Genomic DNA, 15,916 nt, shown 5'->3' on the forward strand with positions numbered 1-15,916 from the left:
GAAAATTTTTCAGGCGGAGTTCTTCTCGAGGAACTTCACCGCGTCGCCGACCGTCTGGATGGTTTCGGCCGCATCGTCGGGAATCTCGACGTTGAACTCCTCCTCGAACGCCATCACGAGCTCGACGGTGTCGAGGCTGTCGGCGCCGAGATCGTCGATGAAGTTCGCGCCCTCGACCACCTTCTCGGGCTCGACGCCCAGGTGCTCGACGACGATCTTCTTCACGCGCTCAGCGATATCGCTCATCGTTGTTGGTCCTCGTGTGTCAGTCGTGATGGTGAATGGCGCCGTGGCCGCTTCAGCCGCTGCCGGGCCTTGAACGTTGGAAGCGGCCGGTCTCCGATCGCGTGTCGTCTTGGACTTGCAACCCGCTGAACCGTCAACCCCCCTTGCACGGCTGCCGGGGTGTTAACACAGGGTTCCGGCGCTGGCGAGAGCCGGTTCACGAACCGTTCATCCCTGTGGTTTTTCGAGCGTTTTCGCCCCGCCCGGGTCCGCGCCGGGGCATGCAACCGGGGATGGCGGGGCGCCCGATCCCGGACCATCGCCCCCCTAGTACATCGCCATCCCGCCGTTGACGTGGAGCGTGTGCCCGGTGACGTAGGCCGCCTCCTGCGAGGCGAGGTAGACGGTGGCGGCGGCGACCTCCTGGCCGGTGCCGAGCCGCCCCATCGGCACCCGGCCGAGGATGCCCTCGCGCTGCTTCTCGTTGAGCTCGTCCGTCATCGGCGAGGCGATGAAGCCCGGGGCGATGCAGTTGACCGTGATGTTGCGCGAGGCGACCTCGGCGGCGAGCGCCTTGGTCATCCCGACGAGGCCGGCCTTGGCCGCCGCGTAGTTGCCCTGGCCCGGGTTGCCGGTGGCGCCGACGACGGAGCCGATATTGACGATGCGGCCGTGGCGGCGGCGCATCATGCCCTTCACGGCCGCGCGCGAGAGCCGGAAGGCCGCCGTGAGGTTGACGGCGATCACCGCCTCCCACTCCTCGTCCTTCATCCGCATGAAGAGGTTGTCGCGGGTGATGCCCGCGTTGTTGACCAGGATGTCGAGCCCGCCCATCGCGGCCTCGGCCGCCGGCACCAGCGCCTCGACCGCGGCCGCGTCGGCGAGGTTCGTCGGGCTGACATGGACCCGCTCGCCCCCGAGATCCCGCGCCAGCGCCTCCAGGGCCTCCTGGCGGGTGCCCGACAGCGCCACGGTCGCGCCCTGCGCGTGGAGGGCCCGCGCGATGGCGCCGCCGAGGCCGCCGGTCGCGCCGGTAACGAGGGCCTTGCGGCCGGTGAGATCGAACATGGGCATCGTCCTTGAAGGCTTCGGGAAGGGGACGGGCGTCAGCCGCGGGAGAAGGCCGCGACGTCGTCGGGCGTTCCGATGGCGCTGCCCGTCGTGCCCGGCGCGATGCGCTTGACGAGGCCGGTCAGGACCTTGCCGGCCCCGAGTTCGAGGAAGCGGGTGACGCCGGCCCCCGCCATCGCGGCGACGCCCTCGCGCCAGCGCACGGTGCCGGTCACCTGCCGCACCAGGGCCTCGCGAATCGCCTCCGGGCTCGTCACGGGCGCCGCCGTGACGTTGGCGTAGACGGGCACCACCGGGGCCCTCAGCGCCACATCGGCCAGCGCCTCGCGCATCGCCTCGGCGGCGGGCGCCATCAGGCGGCAATGGAAGGGCGCGGAGACGTTGAGCATCACGGCCCGCTTGATGCCGCGCCCCTGCGCGATCGCCACCGCGCGCTCCACCGCCGCCCGGTCGCCCGACAGGACCACCTGGCCGCCGCCATTGTCGTTGGCGACGTCGCAGACCTGATCCTCCGCGGCCTCCGCGGCGATCTCGGCGGCGATCTCGGCGGCCTGGGCCGGCTCCGCCCCGATCAGGGCCGCCATGGCGCCGGCGCCCGGCGCCACCGCCCGCTGCATCGCCTCGCCGCGGATGCGCAGGAGCCGTGCCGCATCCGTGATCGTCACGCTGCCGGCGGCGGCCAGGGCCGAGTACTCGCCGAGCGAGTGTCCGGCGACGCATTGCACGCCGCCCGCGAGGGTGAGGCCGCGCTCGGCCTCCAGCACCCGCAGCACCGCGAGGCTCGCGGCCATCAGGGCCGGCTGGGCGTTCGCCGTCAGGGTCAGGGCCTCGGCCGGACCCTCGAACATCAGCCCGGACAGGTTCTGGCCGAGCGCCGCGTCGACCTCCTCGAACACCGCGCGGGCCTGGGGGTGGGCCTCGGCGAGCGCCCGGCCCATGCCGACGACCTGACTGCCCTGGCCGGGGAAAATGAGGGAATCGCTCATGATTTGTTCCAGATCGGTCACCGGGAAGCGCGGCGCAGTCGCACCGCCGGGCGCCCTGTGTCAACAATGCATCGCACAACCCCGGAGGCCGCGGCGCTCCCGCTTGTTGCAGGGCGTCATCCGGTGTAAGACGCGCGTTCATCATCGAAATTCCGGCATTTCAGGTTCAGGAAGGAGCCGCACTCCATGGCTCGCGTCACCGTTGAAGACTGCATCGACAAGGTCGAGAACCGGTTCGAACTCGTCCTGCTGGCGAGCCACCGGGCCCGCCTCCTCGCCGCCGGCGCCCCCCTGACCATCGACCGCGACCGCGACAAGAACCCCGTCGTCGCCCTGCGCGAGATCGGCGACGAGACCATCACGGCCGACGACCTCAAGGAACAGCTCATCCACTCGATGCAGAAATACGTCGAGGTCGACGAGCCCGAGGCCGAGACGGTGCCGCTGCTCTCCTCCTCGCCCGCCGCCGCCGCCGTCGCGCCCCAATCCTCGAGCGACGACAGCGCCGTGCAGTTCGACCGCATGAGCGAGGAAGACCTCCTGCGCGGCCTCGAGAACCTGGCACCCCCGGTCGAGACCGACGACGAGGGCGACTGACCGCGCCGCCCGCGCGGACCTTCGCGCGCCGTCCATCACGTCCTGGCGAACCCGGCCCCTCGGCCGGGTTTTCGCGTCTTTGGGATCGGCGCCTCGCGAAATCGCGCCGTTGCGACGCCTTCAGGTCTGGCGCGCCCGCGTGCAATACGGGAGAGTTTGGCCGGACACGTCCGATCATCGCAAGCCTTGGGAAGGGTCCGTCGGCGGATGATGCGCCAGTATGAACTCGTGGAGCGGGTCAAGCGCTACAATCCCGCCACCAACGAGGCCTTGCTCAACCGCGCCTACGTCTACGCCATGCGGGCTCATGGCACGCAGAAGCGGGCCTCCGGCGATCCGTTCTTCGCCCATCCCCTCGAGGTCGCCGCGATCCTCACCGACCTTCGGCTCGACGACGCCACCATCGTGGCGGCCGTGCTGCACGACACCGTCGAGGACACCGCCGCGACGCTCGACGAGATCCGCGAGATCTTCAGCCCCGAGATCGGCGCCCTCGTCGACGGCCTGACCAAGCTGAAGCGTCTCGATCTCGTCTCGAAGCGCGCGGCGCAGGGCGAGAACTTCCGCAAGCTGCTGCTCGCGGTCGCGGCCGACGTGCGGGTTCTGCTCGTCAAGCTCGCCGACCGCCTGCACAACATGCGCACCCTCCACCACATGCCGCCCGAGAAGCGGGTGCGGATCGCGGAGGAAACCCTCGACATCTACGCGCCCCTCGCCGGCCGCATGGGCATGCAGGAACTGCGCGACGAACTCGAGGACCTCGCCTTCCGCAACCTCAAGCCCGAGATCTACGCGACGATCACGCAGCGCTTGAGCGACCTTTCGATGAAATCCGAGCGGCTCGTCGATAGCATCGAGCAGGATCTGACCGCCAAGCTCGCCGCGCGCGGCATCGCGGCGTCGGTCACCGGACGGCAGAAGCGGCCCTACTCGATCTGGTCGAAGATGGAGCGCAAGTCCGTCGCCTTCGAGCAGCTCTCCGACATCTTCGGCTTCCGCGTCGTCGTCGAGACCCTCGCGGATTGCTACGGCGCGCTCGGCGTCGTTCACACCAGCTGGCCGATGGTTCCGGGCCGCTACAAGGACTATATCTCGACGCCGAAGCAGAACGATTATCGGTCGATCCACACCACGGTGATCGGCCCGAAGAGCCAACGGGTCGAATTGCAGATCCGGACGGCGGCCATGGACGAGATCGCCGAGTACGGCATCGCGGCCCACGCCCACTACAAGGAAGTGAGCGGTAAGGACGATGGCGGCGGCATCCATCCGCGCCTCGCGACCGAGAGCGGCGCCTACCAGTGGCTCCGCCGCACCATCGAATTGCTGGCCGAGGGCGACAGCCCGGAGGAATTCCTCGAACACACGAAGCTCGAGCTCTTCCAGGATCAGGTCTTCTGCTTCACGCCGAAGGGCCGCCTGATCGCGCTGCCGCGGGGGGCGACGCCGATCGACTTCGCGTACGCGGTCCACACGGATGTCGGCAACACGGCGGTCGGCGCCAAGATCAATGGACGCATGGCGCCGCTCCTGCACGAGTTGGCGAACGGAGACGAGGTCGAGATCGCGCGCTCCGATGGGGCGTCGCCGCCTGCGGCCTGGGAATCCCTCGTCGTCACCGGCAAGGCGCGGGCGGCGATCCGCCGGGCGACCCGCTCCGCGGTGCGACGGCAATATGCGGGCCTCGGGCGCCAGATCCTCGATCGCGCCTTCGAGAGGGCCGGCAAAAGCTTCTCGGAGGACAAGCTGCGCGGTGCCCTGCCGCGTCTCGCCCGCGGATCGACCGAGGACGTCTTCGCCGCCGTGGGCCGTGGCGAGATGTTCTCAGGCGACGTCGTGAAGGCCGTCTATCCCGATTACAAGGACGAGCGGCGCGCCGGTGCGGCGCCGGTCTCGCAGCCTCCGGCGAATGGTGCGGGCCGTCTGACGCGCTCGAAGGATCAGACCATGCGCCTGACCTTCCCGGATGGGACGGGCGATATCGGGCAAGCCGACGCGATCCCGATCCGCGGCCTCGCCGGCGACCTGCCCGTCAGCTTCGCGCCGAATGGCGGCGCCGTGCCGGGGGACCGGATCGTGGGTATCCTGACGCCGGGGGTCGGCGTCACGATCTACCCGATCCAATCGGCGGCTCTGGCCGCCTTCGACAACGAGCCGGCCCGCTGGCTCGACGTCCGCTGGGATGTGGAAGCCGGGTCGAGCGAGCGTTTCCCTGCCCGCATCGCCCTGCAATCGATCAACGAGCCCGGCGTGCTCGCCCAGATTGCTCAGGTCATCGCCGATCACGACGGCAACATCGACAATCTCTCGATGAAGCGGCGCACCCAGGACTTCACCGATATCGTCATCGACCTGTCCGTCTGGGACCTGAAGCATCTCAACGCGATCATCGCGGAGTTGCGCGGCAAGCGCGCGGTCAGCCGCGTCGATCGCGTCAACGGCTGAGAGGCCCGTCTCGCTTGCCTGTCGAGCCGGCCGCTGTCACAAGCGTGCCGCCCTTTCCGATGCCGCGGAGCCTCGACGTCATGACCCCAGAGCAGGTGCTCGAAGAGTTCCGCAATGCCGGGGCATTGCTCGAAGGGCATTTCATCCTGAGCTCGGGTCTGCACTCCGGCGTGTTCCTTCAGAAGATGGCGATCTTCTCCGAGCCGCCGCGCACCGAGCGCCTGTGCCGCGCCCTGGCGGAGGCGATCGAGGCACGGTTCGGTGCGATCGATATCGTGGTTTCGCCGGCCATCGGCGGGATCGTTCCGGGGTACGAGACTGCCCGCCATCTCGGCGCCCGGGCGATATTCGTGGAGCGCGATCCCGGTGGTCCGTTCACGCTGCGGCGCGGTTTCAGCATCCCGAAGGGAAAGCGCGCCGTCATCGTCGAGGACATCGTCACGACCGGTCTGTCGGCGCGCGAATGTCTGGCGTCCTTGACGGACGAGGCCGGAGAGATCGTGGGAGCCGCCTGCCTCATCGATCGATCCGGCGGGCGCGGTGAGATCGGCTTGCCGCTTCTGTCCCTCGTGACGCTGGATATCCCGGCCTATCCAGCCGACGCCCTGCCCCCGGAACTGGCTGCAATTCCTGCGGTCAAGCCCGGGAGTCGGGCACAGCAGAAGTCCTGATCCTCATCCGGTGACATCCCGCGCACAAGCGCCCGCGACACCACGCTGCCCGACGAATGTTTACCTTAGGTTCATGAGCTATCGCTCAGACAGCGATGTATTCCGTCACGGGCGAGCCGATGTCCAGCAATCTCGCTTGACATAAAGCACTTAGCCCCTCAAAGCTCAGACGAGCCGTCCTACGCCGTTGTTAATGCAAAACTGTTTTCATTGAAGCGCCGAGCGTGCCCCGATTGCAGTGGAAGGTTTTTATCTGGAGATCGTAATGTGCGGCGTTGCCGTCGCATTCGCTCAAATTTCGAATTCCATTAATTTAGCAATATTTGTTGTTCGAGCTGCTTGAACGCAGTTCTACCGCCCGCTCCACTCGTTACCCTCATTGATAGTTGGATCGTGCCATGAGCACATTGCAGCGCAGCGCCCTGTTTATCGACGGTGCAAATCTTTATGCGACTACGAAGGCGCTCGGTTTCGATATTGACTACAAGCGATTGTTGAAGGAATTTCAGAGTCGAGACAATCTGATCCGCGCTTTCTACTACACAGCCATGATCGAGGACCAGGAATATTCCTCCATTCGACCGCTGATTGATTGGCTCGACTACAATGGCTACCGCGTCGTGACGAAGCCTGTGAAGGAATTCACAGACTCGATGGGGCGTCGCAAGTTCAAGGGCAACATGGACATCGAACTCGCGATCGATGCCCTCGAACTGGCTCCGTATATCGAGCACATGGTGCTGTTCTCCGGCGATGGAGATTTCAGGTCTCTGGTCGAGGCGATGCAGCGGCGCGGCGTCAAGGTGACCGTCGTCTCCACGATCCAGACCCAGCCCGCGATGATCGCGGATGACCTGCGCCGGCAAGCCGACGAATTTCTGGATCTCGTGCACCTCATCGGCAAGGTTGGCCGCGATCCGGGCGAGCGCTCGGGCCGTCCGGCCGGAGAGAACGGCCGCCCCGCCCGGGACCTCGCGGACCGCCCGGCCCGGGCCAATCCCGGCTTGGAAACCCGGTACGGCATCCGGCAAGCGGCAACGGTGGACGAACCCGCCGAAAAATAGTTCTTGGATCGACTCATCCACGGATCTCGCCGGATCCGCAGCAAAGCTGCGGTTCTGCGGGTGCCCGGATCGACCGCTTTCATGGCGACGCGATCGTTTCAGATGGGAATCGGTCGACGGACGAGCGGCCGCGTCATCTTCGGTGAGAACCCGCGTGCCCGCGGACAATTTTTCGAACTCAGATTCTCTGCAGACGCTCCGCTCAGGATAATCGTCTTGCCGCGTCTCGACGGAGATCAGCCCCGATCGCGAAGCAGGCGTGCGCGATCACGCTCCCAGTCTCTCTGCTTCGACGTCTCGCGCTTGTCGTGGAGCTGCTTACCCTTGCCGAGGCCGAGTTCAACCTTCGCGCGCCCTTGATCGTTGAAGTAGATCTTCAGCGGAACCACCGTGTAGCCCTGCCGCTGCGTCGCGCCGATGAGCTTGTCGATCTGGCGGCGATGCAGGAGCAGCCGGCGCGGCCGCTTCGTGTCGTGATTGAAGCGGTTCGCCTCCAAGTATTCGGGGATGTAGGCGTTGAACAGCATTAGGTCGTTACCGGAGGCCCCCGCATAGGCTTCGCCGATCGTCGCCTTGCCATTGCGCAGGGATTTCACCTCGGTGCCGGTCAGCGAGATGCCGGCCTCAAGGGTTTCCAGGATCGCGTAATGGAAGCGCGCGGCACGGTTGTCGGCCACGACGCGGCGGGCGGGATCAGGTTTCGGAGCCATCTCATCGCAGGGTCAGGTGGGCCGCATCGTGCGGCCGAGCGCGTTCATATGGGGCGTCGATCCGCTCTCCGCGAGATCCGACCGCTCAGACCTCGAGCAGCCCGGCATGGCGAAGCGCGGCATCGACGATGCGACGGGTCTCGTCGCCGACCGGGAGTAGCGGCAGGCGTACGTCTTCCGACATATGGCCGAGCTTTGCCAGCGCGTACTTCACGGGTGAGGGGTTCGTCTCGAGGAACAGACTGGTGTGGAGCGGCAGCAGCTTGTCCTGAATCTGCAAGGCCTTGGCATAGTCCCCGCCCAGCGTGGCCTCCTGCAGATCGGCGCAGAGCCGCGGTGCCACGTTCGACACCACCGAGATGCAGCCGCAACCGCCATGGGCATTGAAGCCGAGCGCCGTCGCATCTTCGCCAGAAAGCTGGACGAAGTCTTCTCCCATGGCTTGGCGCTGCAGGCTGACACGGTCGAGCTTGGCCGTGGCGTCCTTCACGCCGGCGATGTTCTTGAGTTCGAACAGGCGCTTCATCGTGTCGACGCTCATGTCGACAACTGAGCGGCCGGGGATGTTGTAGATGATGATCGGGATGCCGATAGCGTCGTTGACCGCCTTGAAGTGCGCGTACAGTCCTGCCTGCGTCGGCTTGTTGTAGTAGGGCGTGACGATGAGGACCGCGTCCGCCCCGGCCTTCTCCGCATGACGCGCGCGCTCAACGGCCTCCGCGGTCGAGTTGGAGCCGGCACCGGCCACGACAGGCACACGGCCGCCCGCCTCGTCGATGCAGACCTCGACAACACGATCGTGCTCGGAATGGCTGAGGGTCGGCGTCTCGCCGGTCGTGCCAACGGGCACGAGGCCGTGAGTTCCTTGATCGATCTGCCAGCTCACGAAGGACCGGAAGGCCGCTTCGTCGAAGGCGCCTTCGCGGAACGGGGTCGCGAGGGCGGTCATCGAGCCCCTCAGGCGTCGAGCGTTCGTATCGGTCATCCTGGCGTTCCCGGCCGGTCGTTTCCTGCGCCGGATACCCGGCCTCCCGCTTCATGCGGCGGCGCAGACATAGGCCTTCCGCCACGCCTGCGCAAACGCTCTGCGAACGCGGTTAATGACTTCTTTAGGGGGCCGGAGCGAGCCTGTGCCCTGTCCGCTCTCGTCGGGGACTGATCGGAGCCATGGCCTCTCTCACACGCTCGCGCCTCTCGTCCCTGGCCTTCGCTCTCACGGCCAGCGTGACCCTCACCGTGCTCGCGGCCCGCGCTGGCGTCGAGGGGGGCGAGGCAGCCTCGCAGCCGACGCCCCCCGCGAGCGACGCGGTCGCGCCCTCGCAGCAGGTTCAGGATGCGCAGCCTATCCTCGACCCGGCCGCAGCGGACGCCCTGCGCGTCGAGGCGAAGGCAACGGAACCGGGCAAGATGGTACCAGCCGCCGCGGCCTACGCCTCGGCCGACCCTGATGCACCGATCGCCTTCCCGCTGCCCGATGCCGGCGTGACGCCGGCAGCGCCAGTGCCGGAGGTGCCGGATCCGAACCGCGCAGCACGGGCGGGGGATACCGACGTCACCCTCCTGCGGCAGGCGATCGATCTCTACCGGAAGGGCAAGGTCGCGGACGGAGACCGCCTGCGCGACAGCTTCACCGACCCGGCGCCGCGGATGCTCCTGGAATGGATCGCGATCCGCGCCGGCGCCGGCATCGGCTTCGAGCGCACGGTCGCCTTCACCCGCGCGAACCCGGCCTGGCCGGCGGGCCCGCTCCTGCGGCGCCGGGCCGAGGAGGCGCTGCTCACGGAGCGCAAGAGCCCGGCCGTGGTGCGCGCATTCTTCGCGACGGCGAAGCCCTCGAGCGCGCCGGGCAAGTTCGCACTTGCTCTCGCGTTCAAGACGGAGTCCCTCGATGCGGATGCGGCGGTCCTCGTGCGCGAGTTGTGGCGCGAGGAGACGTTCGGCCGGTCGCTCGAGGGGAAGGTGCTCGATGCCTTTCCGGGCGTGCTGACGCGGGTCGATCATCGTTACCGCATGGAGCGCGCCCTCCTGAAGGAGGATTGGGAAGCGGCGGGTCGTGCCGCCGGCTACGCGGGCGGCGCCTACGTGAGCCTCGTGCGGGCACGCCGGGCCGTCGAGGACAAGAGCTCGGGCGCTCTGGCAGCCCTCAACGCCGTGCCGCCGTCCCTGCGAAACGACGCATCCTACATCCTGTCCCGGGCGCAGTATCTGCGCCGCGCCGACAAGCCCACCGAGGCGGCCGCGATGCTCGCCACCGCGCCGACCAACCCCGATGTTCTCGTCGATGGGGACGAGTGGTGGGTCGAGCGCCGGATCGTCGCCCGCAAGCTCCTCGATCTCGGGGATGCCAAGGCTGCCTACGGCGTGGCCGGCGGACACAGCGCCCGCACGGTGGAAAAGCGGATCGAGGCCGAGTTCCATGCGGGTTGGATCGCGCTGCGCTTCGGCAATGATCCCACAACGGCGGCGCGCCACTTCGCGCAGGCCGCAAGCATTGCCGAAACGCCGATCTCACTCGCTCGGACGGCCTATTGGCAGGGCCGCGCCGCCGAGGCGCAGCAAGATCCTGCGCAAGCCAAGCTCTTCTACGAGAAGGCCGCCCTACAGCCGATCGCGTATTACGGACAGCTCGCCCGGGCGAAGCTCGGCCAGACCAGCCTCCCGCTTCGTGCACCGACCGACCTCGATGTTACGGCGCGGGCGGCCTTCGAAGACCGGCTCTGCATCCGAGCCCTGCGCCTCCTCGGCGCGGCCTCGCTCAAGGAACTCGCGCTTCCGCTCTACATCGATACCGCGCAGAGGCTCACGGACCCGAGCGACCTGCAGGCGCTCGGCGACCTCGCCGTCGAGATGAAGGACCCGCGCGCCCTCGTGGCCATCGGCAAGCTCGCCGTGCAGCGCGGACTGCCTCTCGATGCACACGCCTATCCGACAATCGGTATCCCGAGCTACGAGGCGTTCTCGGCCGTGCCGCTGGTGGAGAAGGCGATGGTGTTCGCGATCGCCCGGCAGGAAAGTCAGTTCGATCCACGCGCGCAATCGGGCGTCGGTGCCCGCGGCCTGATGCAGATGATGCCGGCCACCGCCCAGCGGACGGCTCGCCGGGTCAGCGCCGCCTACGATCAGGACCGCCTGACCAGTGATCCGGCCTACAATGCCCGCCTCGGCCAAGCCCACCTCGGCGAGTTGATGGAGGATTGGCGTGGCTCCTACATCCTCGCCTTCGCCTCCTACAATGCGGGCGGTGGCAACGTGAAGAAGTGGATCGATGCCTACGGTGATCCACGCAAGGGCGAGGTCGATCCAGTCGATTGGGTCGAGCGGATTCCCTTCACCGAGACGCGCAATTACGTGCAGCGCGTGATGGAGAATCTGCAGGTCTATCGCACGCGGCTCGATGGCAAGAGCGCGCTCCTGATCGAGGGCGACCTACACCGGGGAGCCCGTTAGCGATCAGCCCCGGCGCTCCGCGACGGGTACTTCCCCAAGCTCTTCAACAGGAGAGCGCTGCTCAGGCAGCCGACGAGGTAGACGGGCAGAATCAGGGCCGCCGCCTCGACGGAAAACCCGATGAGGCCGGACAGGATACCCGATTGCGCGAGGCCTGCCAGCAGGAGCGCGGCACCGAGAAGTCCGAGGGGAACGACGCGCCGGTCCGGCAAGCCCATGACGCCGCCGATGGCAAGACCGAGGAGGAGCGCCCCGGCAAGGCCGGGCCAGAGAGCTGACAGCAATGCGGTCACGGACAGAATTTCTTCTTGGCGAGGAAGTCACGAGGTCGTCGATGGGGAGCGCAGGCGTCGCTGGCTGCTCCTGCCGCCATCTCCGCGTTGAGGCAAGCACCCAATTCGTGTCCCGTCTCGATCAAGACCGGAAGCGATCCTAGGCTTCAGTCGAAGTTTCGGGTGATCAGCGAAGCGCGAAGCTCATCTCGGATCGCTTCGCATCCGAGACCTCGGGCGCTACGGCGGTGATCTGATCCGGCGCGACACCGGCCTGGAGCAGGTACTCGACGATGACGAGCGCCCGGAGCCGCGGCAGATCAGGTGGGGGCTCGTCCTCCCGCGCCTTGTCGTCGGGCTTCGATGCGCTCGCGGCTTTCGAGGATTTGCTCGCGGGCTTCGCGGCGTCCTTTCCGGATTCCTTCACGGACTTCGGAGGCTCCTTCGCGGCCTGCGGCGGGGCAGACTTTGTCACGGGCGCGGGCTCCGGCGCAGAGGCTGCGGGAGCCGGCGGCTTGACCGCATTCGGTGGCGGTGTCGGGTCCACATGCCCCGTCACCGTGACGCGTAGGTCGGGACAGGCTTTGGCGAGCACCGCAAGGTTATCCAGCACTGGATAGAAATCGGGTCTGATCGTGGTGGTGCCAGGCTCGAACCGCAGATGGCGGGCGGCCGTATCCACCTCGAACCGGGACCGACAGGTCTCGGCATCGCGACGCTCGGTCGGATTGCGGGCCTGCACGCGCGCCAGCGCGGTCCAGCCCGGGGGCATCATCCCGGGCAGAGTCGCGTCGATGCGGCTGGCGCTCGCCGGGTAGAGGCTCTCGCCCGTGAGCACGAGACGGCGATCGTTCGCCGACAAGTCTCCGGATGCCAGCGTGGCGAGATTCGGTATCGCGACCTCAAATGCGCGCACGAGGCCATCCGGTGCCCCCGCGGCGAGGCGGGTCTTGTCGATGATACGCTCGCGGAAGAAGCGCGGCCGGAGGGCGATCAGCAGGCGCTCGCGCGCCGCGACGTCCGGCAGATGGCCTGTGAGCGTAACGCTCTCCGCCTCGCGTCGAATCGCGACACGGTAGGGCGAGAGCGGCCGGACATTCAAGGCGACGGGCCGCGCCGCAACGCCAGCCGGTCGCTGATCTCGGATCAGCGCGTCGACCTCTCCCACGGCCTGAGCATCGAGGGCATATCCGGAAACACCGAGAGCGTCCTTGTCAAACTCGACCGCTCCCTCCTGAAGGAGCGCCACCACCGCGAACGCGAAGCGAGCCAGGGCGGCGCCATCAACGCTGGCGGGAAGGCCGCGCGCGGTCCGCATGCGGTCATCGACGAAGGCGCCGTCGGCAGCCTCAGTGGCGAGAGCGCGGACCCGTGCCCGCTCCGACTCGGAGGTGACGTAGCCCGTCAGAACCAGACCGCCCGCACGTCCTCGCTCGATCCCGAAGTGAAAATCCGGAACTGTCGGAGGCAGGATATCGGCGTGTCCGATGCTGAAGCCGAGAGGCGGGTTGGCGAGGGCGGTGCGCAACGCGTCATATTCCGCGACACCGACCGCCTCACCTTCGAAGGACAATGTGGTGTCCTTCACGGTCGCGACGGCTCCACGCGCGAGGAGGCGCAGGCGTGCAACCGCGAAATGTGCGGCGGCGAGGAAATCTGGCGGCGCGCCCCGGGCAGCCTTGGATTCGTCGGTCAGGCTCACCGCCTCGGGGAGATCGGCCTTGAGGCTGCCCGCCAGCGTCGCACGCCCGATCTCGACGGGACGGCTGCCGGTCAGGGCGATCTGGTCTCCGGTCGAACGGGTCGCGATCCAGGCAAAGGGGGAAACCTCTTCCACGATCCCGATGCTGGAGACGACCCGACGCACGCCCGCCACATCGGCGAGCCGTTCGAGGGCGCTGGCGCGCGCCTCGGCAGCGGGTGCTTCTCCCTTCGCGATGAGGTCGCGCCCCCGGGTTTCAACGCGAAGCCAGGGTTCGGTCCCGACGGCGCCCGTCGTCTCCACGACCCGGTCGGCGGCAGTAACGAGGGAGCGCTCGAGACGAGGCGCGCCCAAGTATGTCGTCGCCCCCCAGATCACGGTGAGAACCGGAAGCCCCAGGAGCCAGCTGGCTCGATGCTGACGAAGACGTTGCAAGCGGAACGACGGCACGACGGGTCTCGACAAACGAAAAACCGCAGGAACGGACCGATTTCAGCGAATCTTCGCGGCATCTTGAAGGCCACGGACGAAAGCGCGGCACGGGCGCCGAGAAAAGAAAACCCCGGCCGTTGGGCCGGGGTCTCGATGCATTGTCAGGCTAGGCGACCGCGTGGCCGGCTCGTCGAAGCCGGTCGAGCGTCCTAGAAGTCGCGCTGCACGCGGAAGCGAGCGTAGAAACCGTCCGTCGAGGACACCGTCCGGACCGGGACGCCAGCCACCGTCGTGGCACCGGCTGCGGTGAAACCCGGGCGATTGCCGTCCGCGATGCGGCCGTTGTTGACGCCGTAGCGCAGGTACGCGCCTTCCGCGCCGATATCGAGATCCTTCACCGGCGACCAGATCAAGCTCGCACCCGCGTAGGAGATATTCGTGTCACGCAGGATGTTGCTGAAGGCGAGCTGGTTGAAGGCCGTCGCGGTGCCCGGACCGATGTTCGGGATGCCAGCGAAGCCGATGCGCGCGAGCTGGGTGCGCGCACCCTGCGGCTGATAGGCCTCGCCGTAGGAGCCGAAGAAGGCCGAGCGCCACTCGGGTGTCCAGTAATGCAGGTAGGAGGCCGTGACCGTCCAGCTCTGCGACGTCTCGAGGCGGCCCGTCGCCGGGTTGAGAACGGCGTCGCTCATGTAGGGCTGGACACCGCCGACGATCGGGATGATCGAGGAGGCGATCAACTCCCCCGCAACCGTCGAGTTGAAGCCCGAGTAGGACATGGCGCCATCGGCGTAGGCGCCCTGCAGGTAGAGGGTGTCGCCTGGAGCGATGAAAGGCAGATTCAGCTTCACGCCACCCTGCACGGCCCAGCCGTAGACGTTGCTCGGACGCGCCACGTTCGCGACAAGCGGCGCGGCACCGCCGTTGACGCCCGTCAGGTTCAGAGCGCTGCCGATCCCCACCTCGTGTACTGCTGCCGAGAGCTGGAACGACCCCCAGGCCGCGTCGTAGCGCAGCGCGCCGACGAAGTCGGGCGTCCGATTCTTCTGCGTGACGTCGAAATTCGCGAGGGCGACCGGCACGCCGGCCGCGTTGGTGATGTAGATCGGTGAGAAGGCCGTCGCATTCGCGAAGATGTTGAAGCCGGAATTGCCGGCGGTTCCGCCAGGCGCAACGTTGACGACGCTATTGATGCCGCCGGCATTTGCCGCGTAGCCCGCGAAGATCGGCTGGAAGCGGAAGGTCGGGTCTTCCATCGAGATCGTGGCCGACCAGCCCTCGCCGAACTTCGCCGTGTAGGCGAGGAGGTTCGTGGAGGGCGTGTCCGAGCCGCCCGAGAGGGCGATGATTTCGAAGTCGTGGGCGTAGAAGTCGAAGAACGAGGAGGCACGGCCGGCGGTGAGGCCGGCGAACTGCACGAAGGCCTTGTCGACGTTCACGTATTGCTGGGCGCGGCCGAACGTGTCGGGGCCGAGCGCCGGGAAGGCGTTGCCGTAGCGCTGCTGCGTGCCCGAGGTCATGTGCTGACCGGTGCGGCTCGCCACCTCGAGACGCGTGAAGGCGCGGAGCGTGCCGTAGGCGGTCTGCGTCCGGGCGTCGAGGTTGAAGCGGGCGAGGCCGCGGTACTGTGTGGTGTCGCCGGTCGTCGTGTTCCGGTTGTAACTGTTCAGATATCCCACTTCGAGACGAGCGCGGCCGGAGACGCGCAGGCAGGTGTCGGTGCCCGGGATGTAGAAGAAGCCGGCGCCGTAGGCCGAGCAGACGCGGACATACTCGACCGGGATCGCTTTCTTGACGGGAAGGTCAGCGGCCTGTGCTCCCGCGACGACGGTCATCCCCGCCACCGAACCCAGAAGTAGGCTCTTCACGAGCTTCATTGTGAAACCTCCAAAAGTTTCGAGACCCGTGGGACCGGACTTTTGCGCGGCGCTGACCTCTTCGTTCGAGGGGATCTCGCGCCACAATCCTTGTATCCCTTGGAGGTAGGGCCCTCCCCGCATGGGCACTGGCCAAACCTTGAGAAGGGATGTTTCTCCCTGTCTCTGATCCACCATGAGTGAGCCCCCCCCGGCGGGCAACACGCTTTCGTGACTCAGATCGGTCACAAATCGCCTTTGCACGAGGCTGTTGCAGGCTCGCAACGTTTAAATTGGGGGCATCCTGCCCAATTCGATCGCTTCCGCGCAGCGAAAATTAAGATGTGGCGTGTTTGCGTGGTTGCGTGTGATCGAATGCCACGCAATTGCACAATGCGCTGTCGCCAAACCCAGTGTGAACCCTGCCTGGGCTCGGAT

General features: G+C 67.1%; 13 protein-coding genes. 5 read left to right on the top strand and 8 right to left on the bottom strand.

What is annotated here, in order from left to right; all coding sequences use genetic code 11:
- Window positions 1-9: 9 nt before the first annotated feature.
- The 3 genes from F6X51_RS04505 to fabD form a co-directional block, all read right to left on the bottom strand.
- Window positions 10-246: an acyl carrier protein gene (locus F6X51_RS04505; protein ID WP_018044468.1), complete on the bottom strand. Its 237-nt coding sequence runs from the start codon at window positions 244-246 to the stop codon at window positions 10-12.
- 306 nt (window positions 247-552) lie between these two features.
- Entirely contained in the window at window positions 553-1,293 is a 741-nt protein-coding gene (fabG, locus tag F6X51_RS04510; protein ID WP_150962026.1) for a 3-oxoacyl-[acyl-carrier-protein] reductase, read from the bottom strand.
- Between the two features lie 38 nt (window positions 1,294-1,331).
- A complete protein-coding gene (gene fabD / locus F6X51_RS04515; protein ID WP_150962027.1) occupies window positions 1,332-2,282 on the bottom strand; it encodes an ACP S-malonyltransferase in 951 nt (316 codons plus the stop codon).
- A gap of 186 nt (window positions 2,283-2,468) precedes the next feature.
- On the opposite strand from fabD, the gene rpoZ reads away from it, so the two are divergent.
- From rpoZ to F6X51_RS04535, 4 genes are all read left to right on the top strand, one after another.
- A complete protein-coding gene (rpoZ, locus tag F6X51_RS04520; RefSeq protein ID WP_150962028.1) occupies window positions 2,469-2,879 on the top strand; it encodes a DNA-directed RNA polymerase subunit omega in 411 nt (136 codons plus the stop codon).
- Window positions 2,880-3,086: 207 nt separating this feature from the next.
- Window positions 3,087-5,324 carry a RelA/SpoT family protein gene (locus F6X51_RS04525; RefSeq protein ID WP_150962029.1) on the top strand — a complete coding sequence of 746 codons (2,238 nt, stop codon included), beginning with the start codon at window positions 3,087-3,089 and terminating at the stop codon, window positions 5,322-5,324.
- A gap of 80 nt (window positions 5,325-5,404) precedes the next feature.
- Complete coding sequence (gene pyrE / locus F6X51_RS04530; protein ID WP_150962030.1) at window positions 5,405-5,995, top strand: orotate phosphoribosyltransferase; 591 nt, start codon at window positions 5,405-5,407, stop codon at window positions 5,993-5,995.
- 398 nt (window positions 5,996-6,393) lie between these two features.
- Window positions 6,394-7,059, top strand: coding sequence for a LabA-like NYN domain-containing protein (locus F6X51_RS04535; RefSeq protein WP_150962031.1), 666 nt, complete (start codon window positions 6,394-6,396; stop codon window positions 7,057-7,059).
- A 236-nt stretch (window positions 7,060-7,295) separates the two neighbouring features.
- Here F6X51_RS04535 and smpB read toward each other — a convergent pair whose 3' ends face one another.
- Window positions 7,296-7,769, bottom strand: a complete 474-nt coding sequence (gene smpB / locus F6X51_RS04540) for an SsrA-binding protein SmpB (RefSeq protein WP_150962032.1) — start codon at window positions 7,767-7,769, stop codon at window positions 7,296-7,298.
- A gap of 85 nt (window positions 7,770-7,854) precedes the next feature.
- Window positions 7,855-8,754, bottom strand: a complete 900-nt coding sequence (gene dapA / locus F6X51_RS04545; protein WP_150962033.1) for a 4-hydroxy-tetrahydrodipicolinate synthase — start codon at window positions 8,752-8,754, stop codon at window positions 7,855-7,857.
- A 182-nt stretch (window positions 8,755-8,936) separates the two neighbouring features.
- Here dapA and F6X51_RS04550 point away from each other — a divergent pair, with 182 nt between their 5' ends.
- A complete protein-coding gene (locus F6X51_RS04550) occupies window positions 8,937-11,216 on the top strand; it encodes a lytic transglycosylase domain-containing protein (RefSeq protein ID WP_150962034.1) in 2,280 nt (759 codons plus the stop codon).
- Here the strand turns inward: F6X51_RS04550 and F6X51_RS04555 are convergent.
- The 3 genes from F6X51_RS04555 to F6X51_RS04565 all read right to left on the bottom strand — a co-directional run bounded on the left by F6X51_RS04555 (window position 11,213) and on the right by F6X51_RS04565 (window position 15,499).
- Window positions 11,213-11,509 (bottom strand): hypothetical protein, encoded by a 297-nt coding sequence (locus F6X51_RS04555; RefSeq protein WP_150962035.1) that lies wholly within the window; start codon window positions 11,507-11,509, stop codon window positions 11,213-11,215. The genes F6X51_RS04550 and F6X51_RS04555 overlap by 4 nt on opposite strands.
- A gap of 166 nt (window positions 11,510-11,675) precedes the next feature.
- Window positions 11,676-13,493 (bottom strand): OmpA family protein, encoded by a 1,818-nt coding sequence (locus F6X51_RS04560; RefSeq protein WP_246696621.1) that lies wholly within the window; start codon window positions 13,491-13,493, stop codon window positions 11,676-11,678.
- Window positions 13,494-13,831: 338 nt separating this feature from the next.
- On the bottom strand, window positions 13,832-15,499 hold the full coding sequence (locus F6X51_RS04565; protein WP_150962036.1) for a porin: 1,668 nt from the start codon (window positions 15,497-15,499) through the stop codon (window positions 13,832-13,834).
- Window positions 15,500-15,916 lie beyond the last annotated feature (417 nt).

The sequence above is a fragment of the Methylobacterium planeticum genome, from assembly GCF_008806345.1.
GTDB lineage: Bacteria > Pseudomonadota > Alphaproteobacteria > Rhizobiales > Beijerinckiaceae > Methylobacterium > Methylobacterium planeticum.

Coding starts and splice junctions, on each gene's coding strand:
- dapA (WP_150962033.1), bottom strand. CDS start 8,754: ATGACCGATACGAACGCTCGACGCCTGAGGGGCTCGATGACCGCCCTC.
- F6X51_RS04535 (WP_150962031.1), top strand. CDS start 6,394: ATGAGCACATTGCAGCGCAGCGCCCTGTTTATCGACGGTGCAAATCTT.
- smpB (WP_150962032.1), bottom strand. CDS start 7,769: ATGGCTCCGAAACCTGATCCCGCCCGCCGCGTCGTGGCCGACAACCGT.
- pyrE (WP_150962030.1), top strand. CDS start 5,405: ATGACCCCAGAGCAGGTGCTCGAAGAGTTCCGCAATGCCGGGGCATTG.
- rpoZ (WP_150962028.1), top strand. CDS start 2,469: ATGGCTCGCGTCACCGTTGAAGACTGCATCGACAAGGTCGAGAACCGG.
- fabD (WP_150962027.1), bottom strand. CDS start 2,282: ATGAGCGATTCCCTCATTTTCCCCGGCCAGGGCAGTCAGGTCGTCGGC.
- F6X51_RS04550 (WP_150962034.1), top strand. CDS start 8,937: ATGGCCTCTCTCACACGCTCGCGCCTCTCGTCCCTGGCCTTCGCTCTC.
- fabG (WP_150962026.1), bottom strand. CDS start 1,293: ATGTTCGATCTCACCGGCCGCAAGGCCCTCGTTACCGGCGCGACCGGC.
- F6X51_RS04505 (WP_018044468.1), bottom strand. CDS start 246: ATGAGCGATATCGCTGAGCGCGTGAAGAAGATCGTCGTCGAGCACCTG.
- F6X51_RS04525 (WP_150962029.1), top strand. CDS start 3,087: ATGATGCGCCAGTATGAACTCGTGGAGCGGGTCAAGCGCTACAATCCC.
- F6X51_RS04565 (WP_150962036.1), bottom strand. CDS start 15,499: ATGAAGCTCGTGAAGAGCCTACTTCTGGGTTCGGTGGCGGGGATGACC.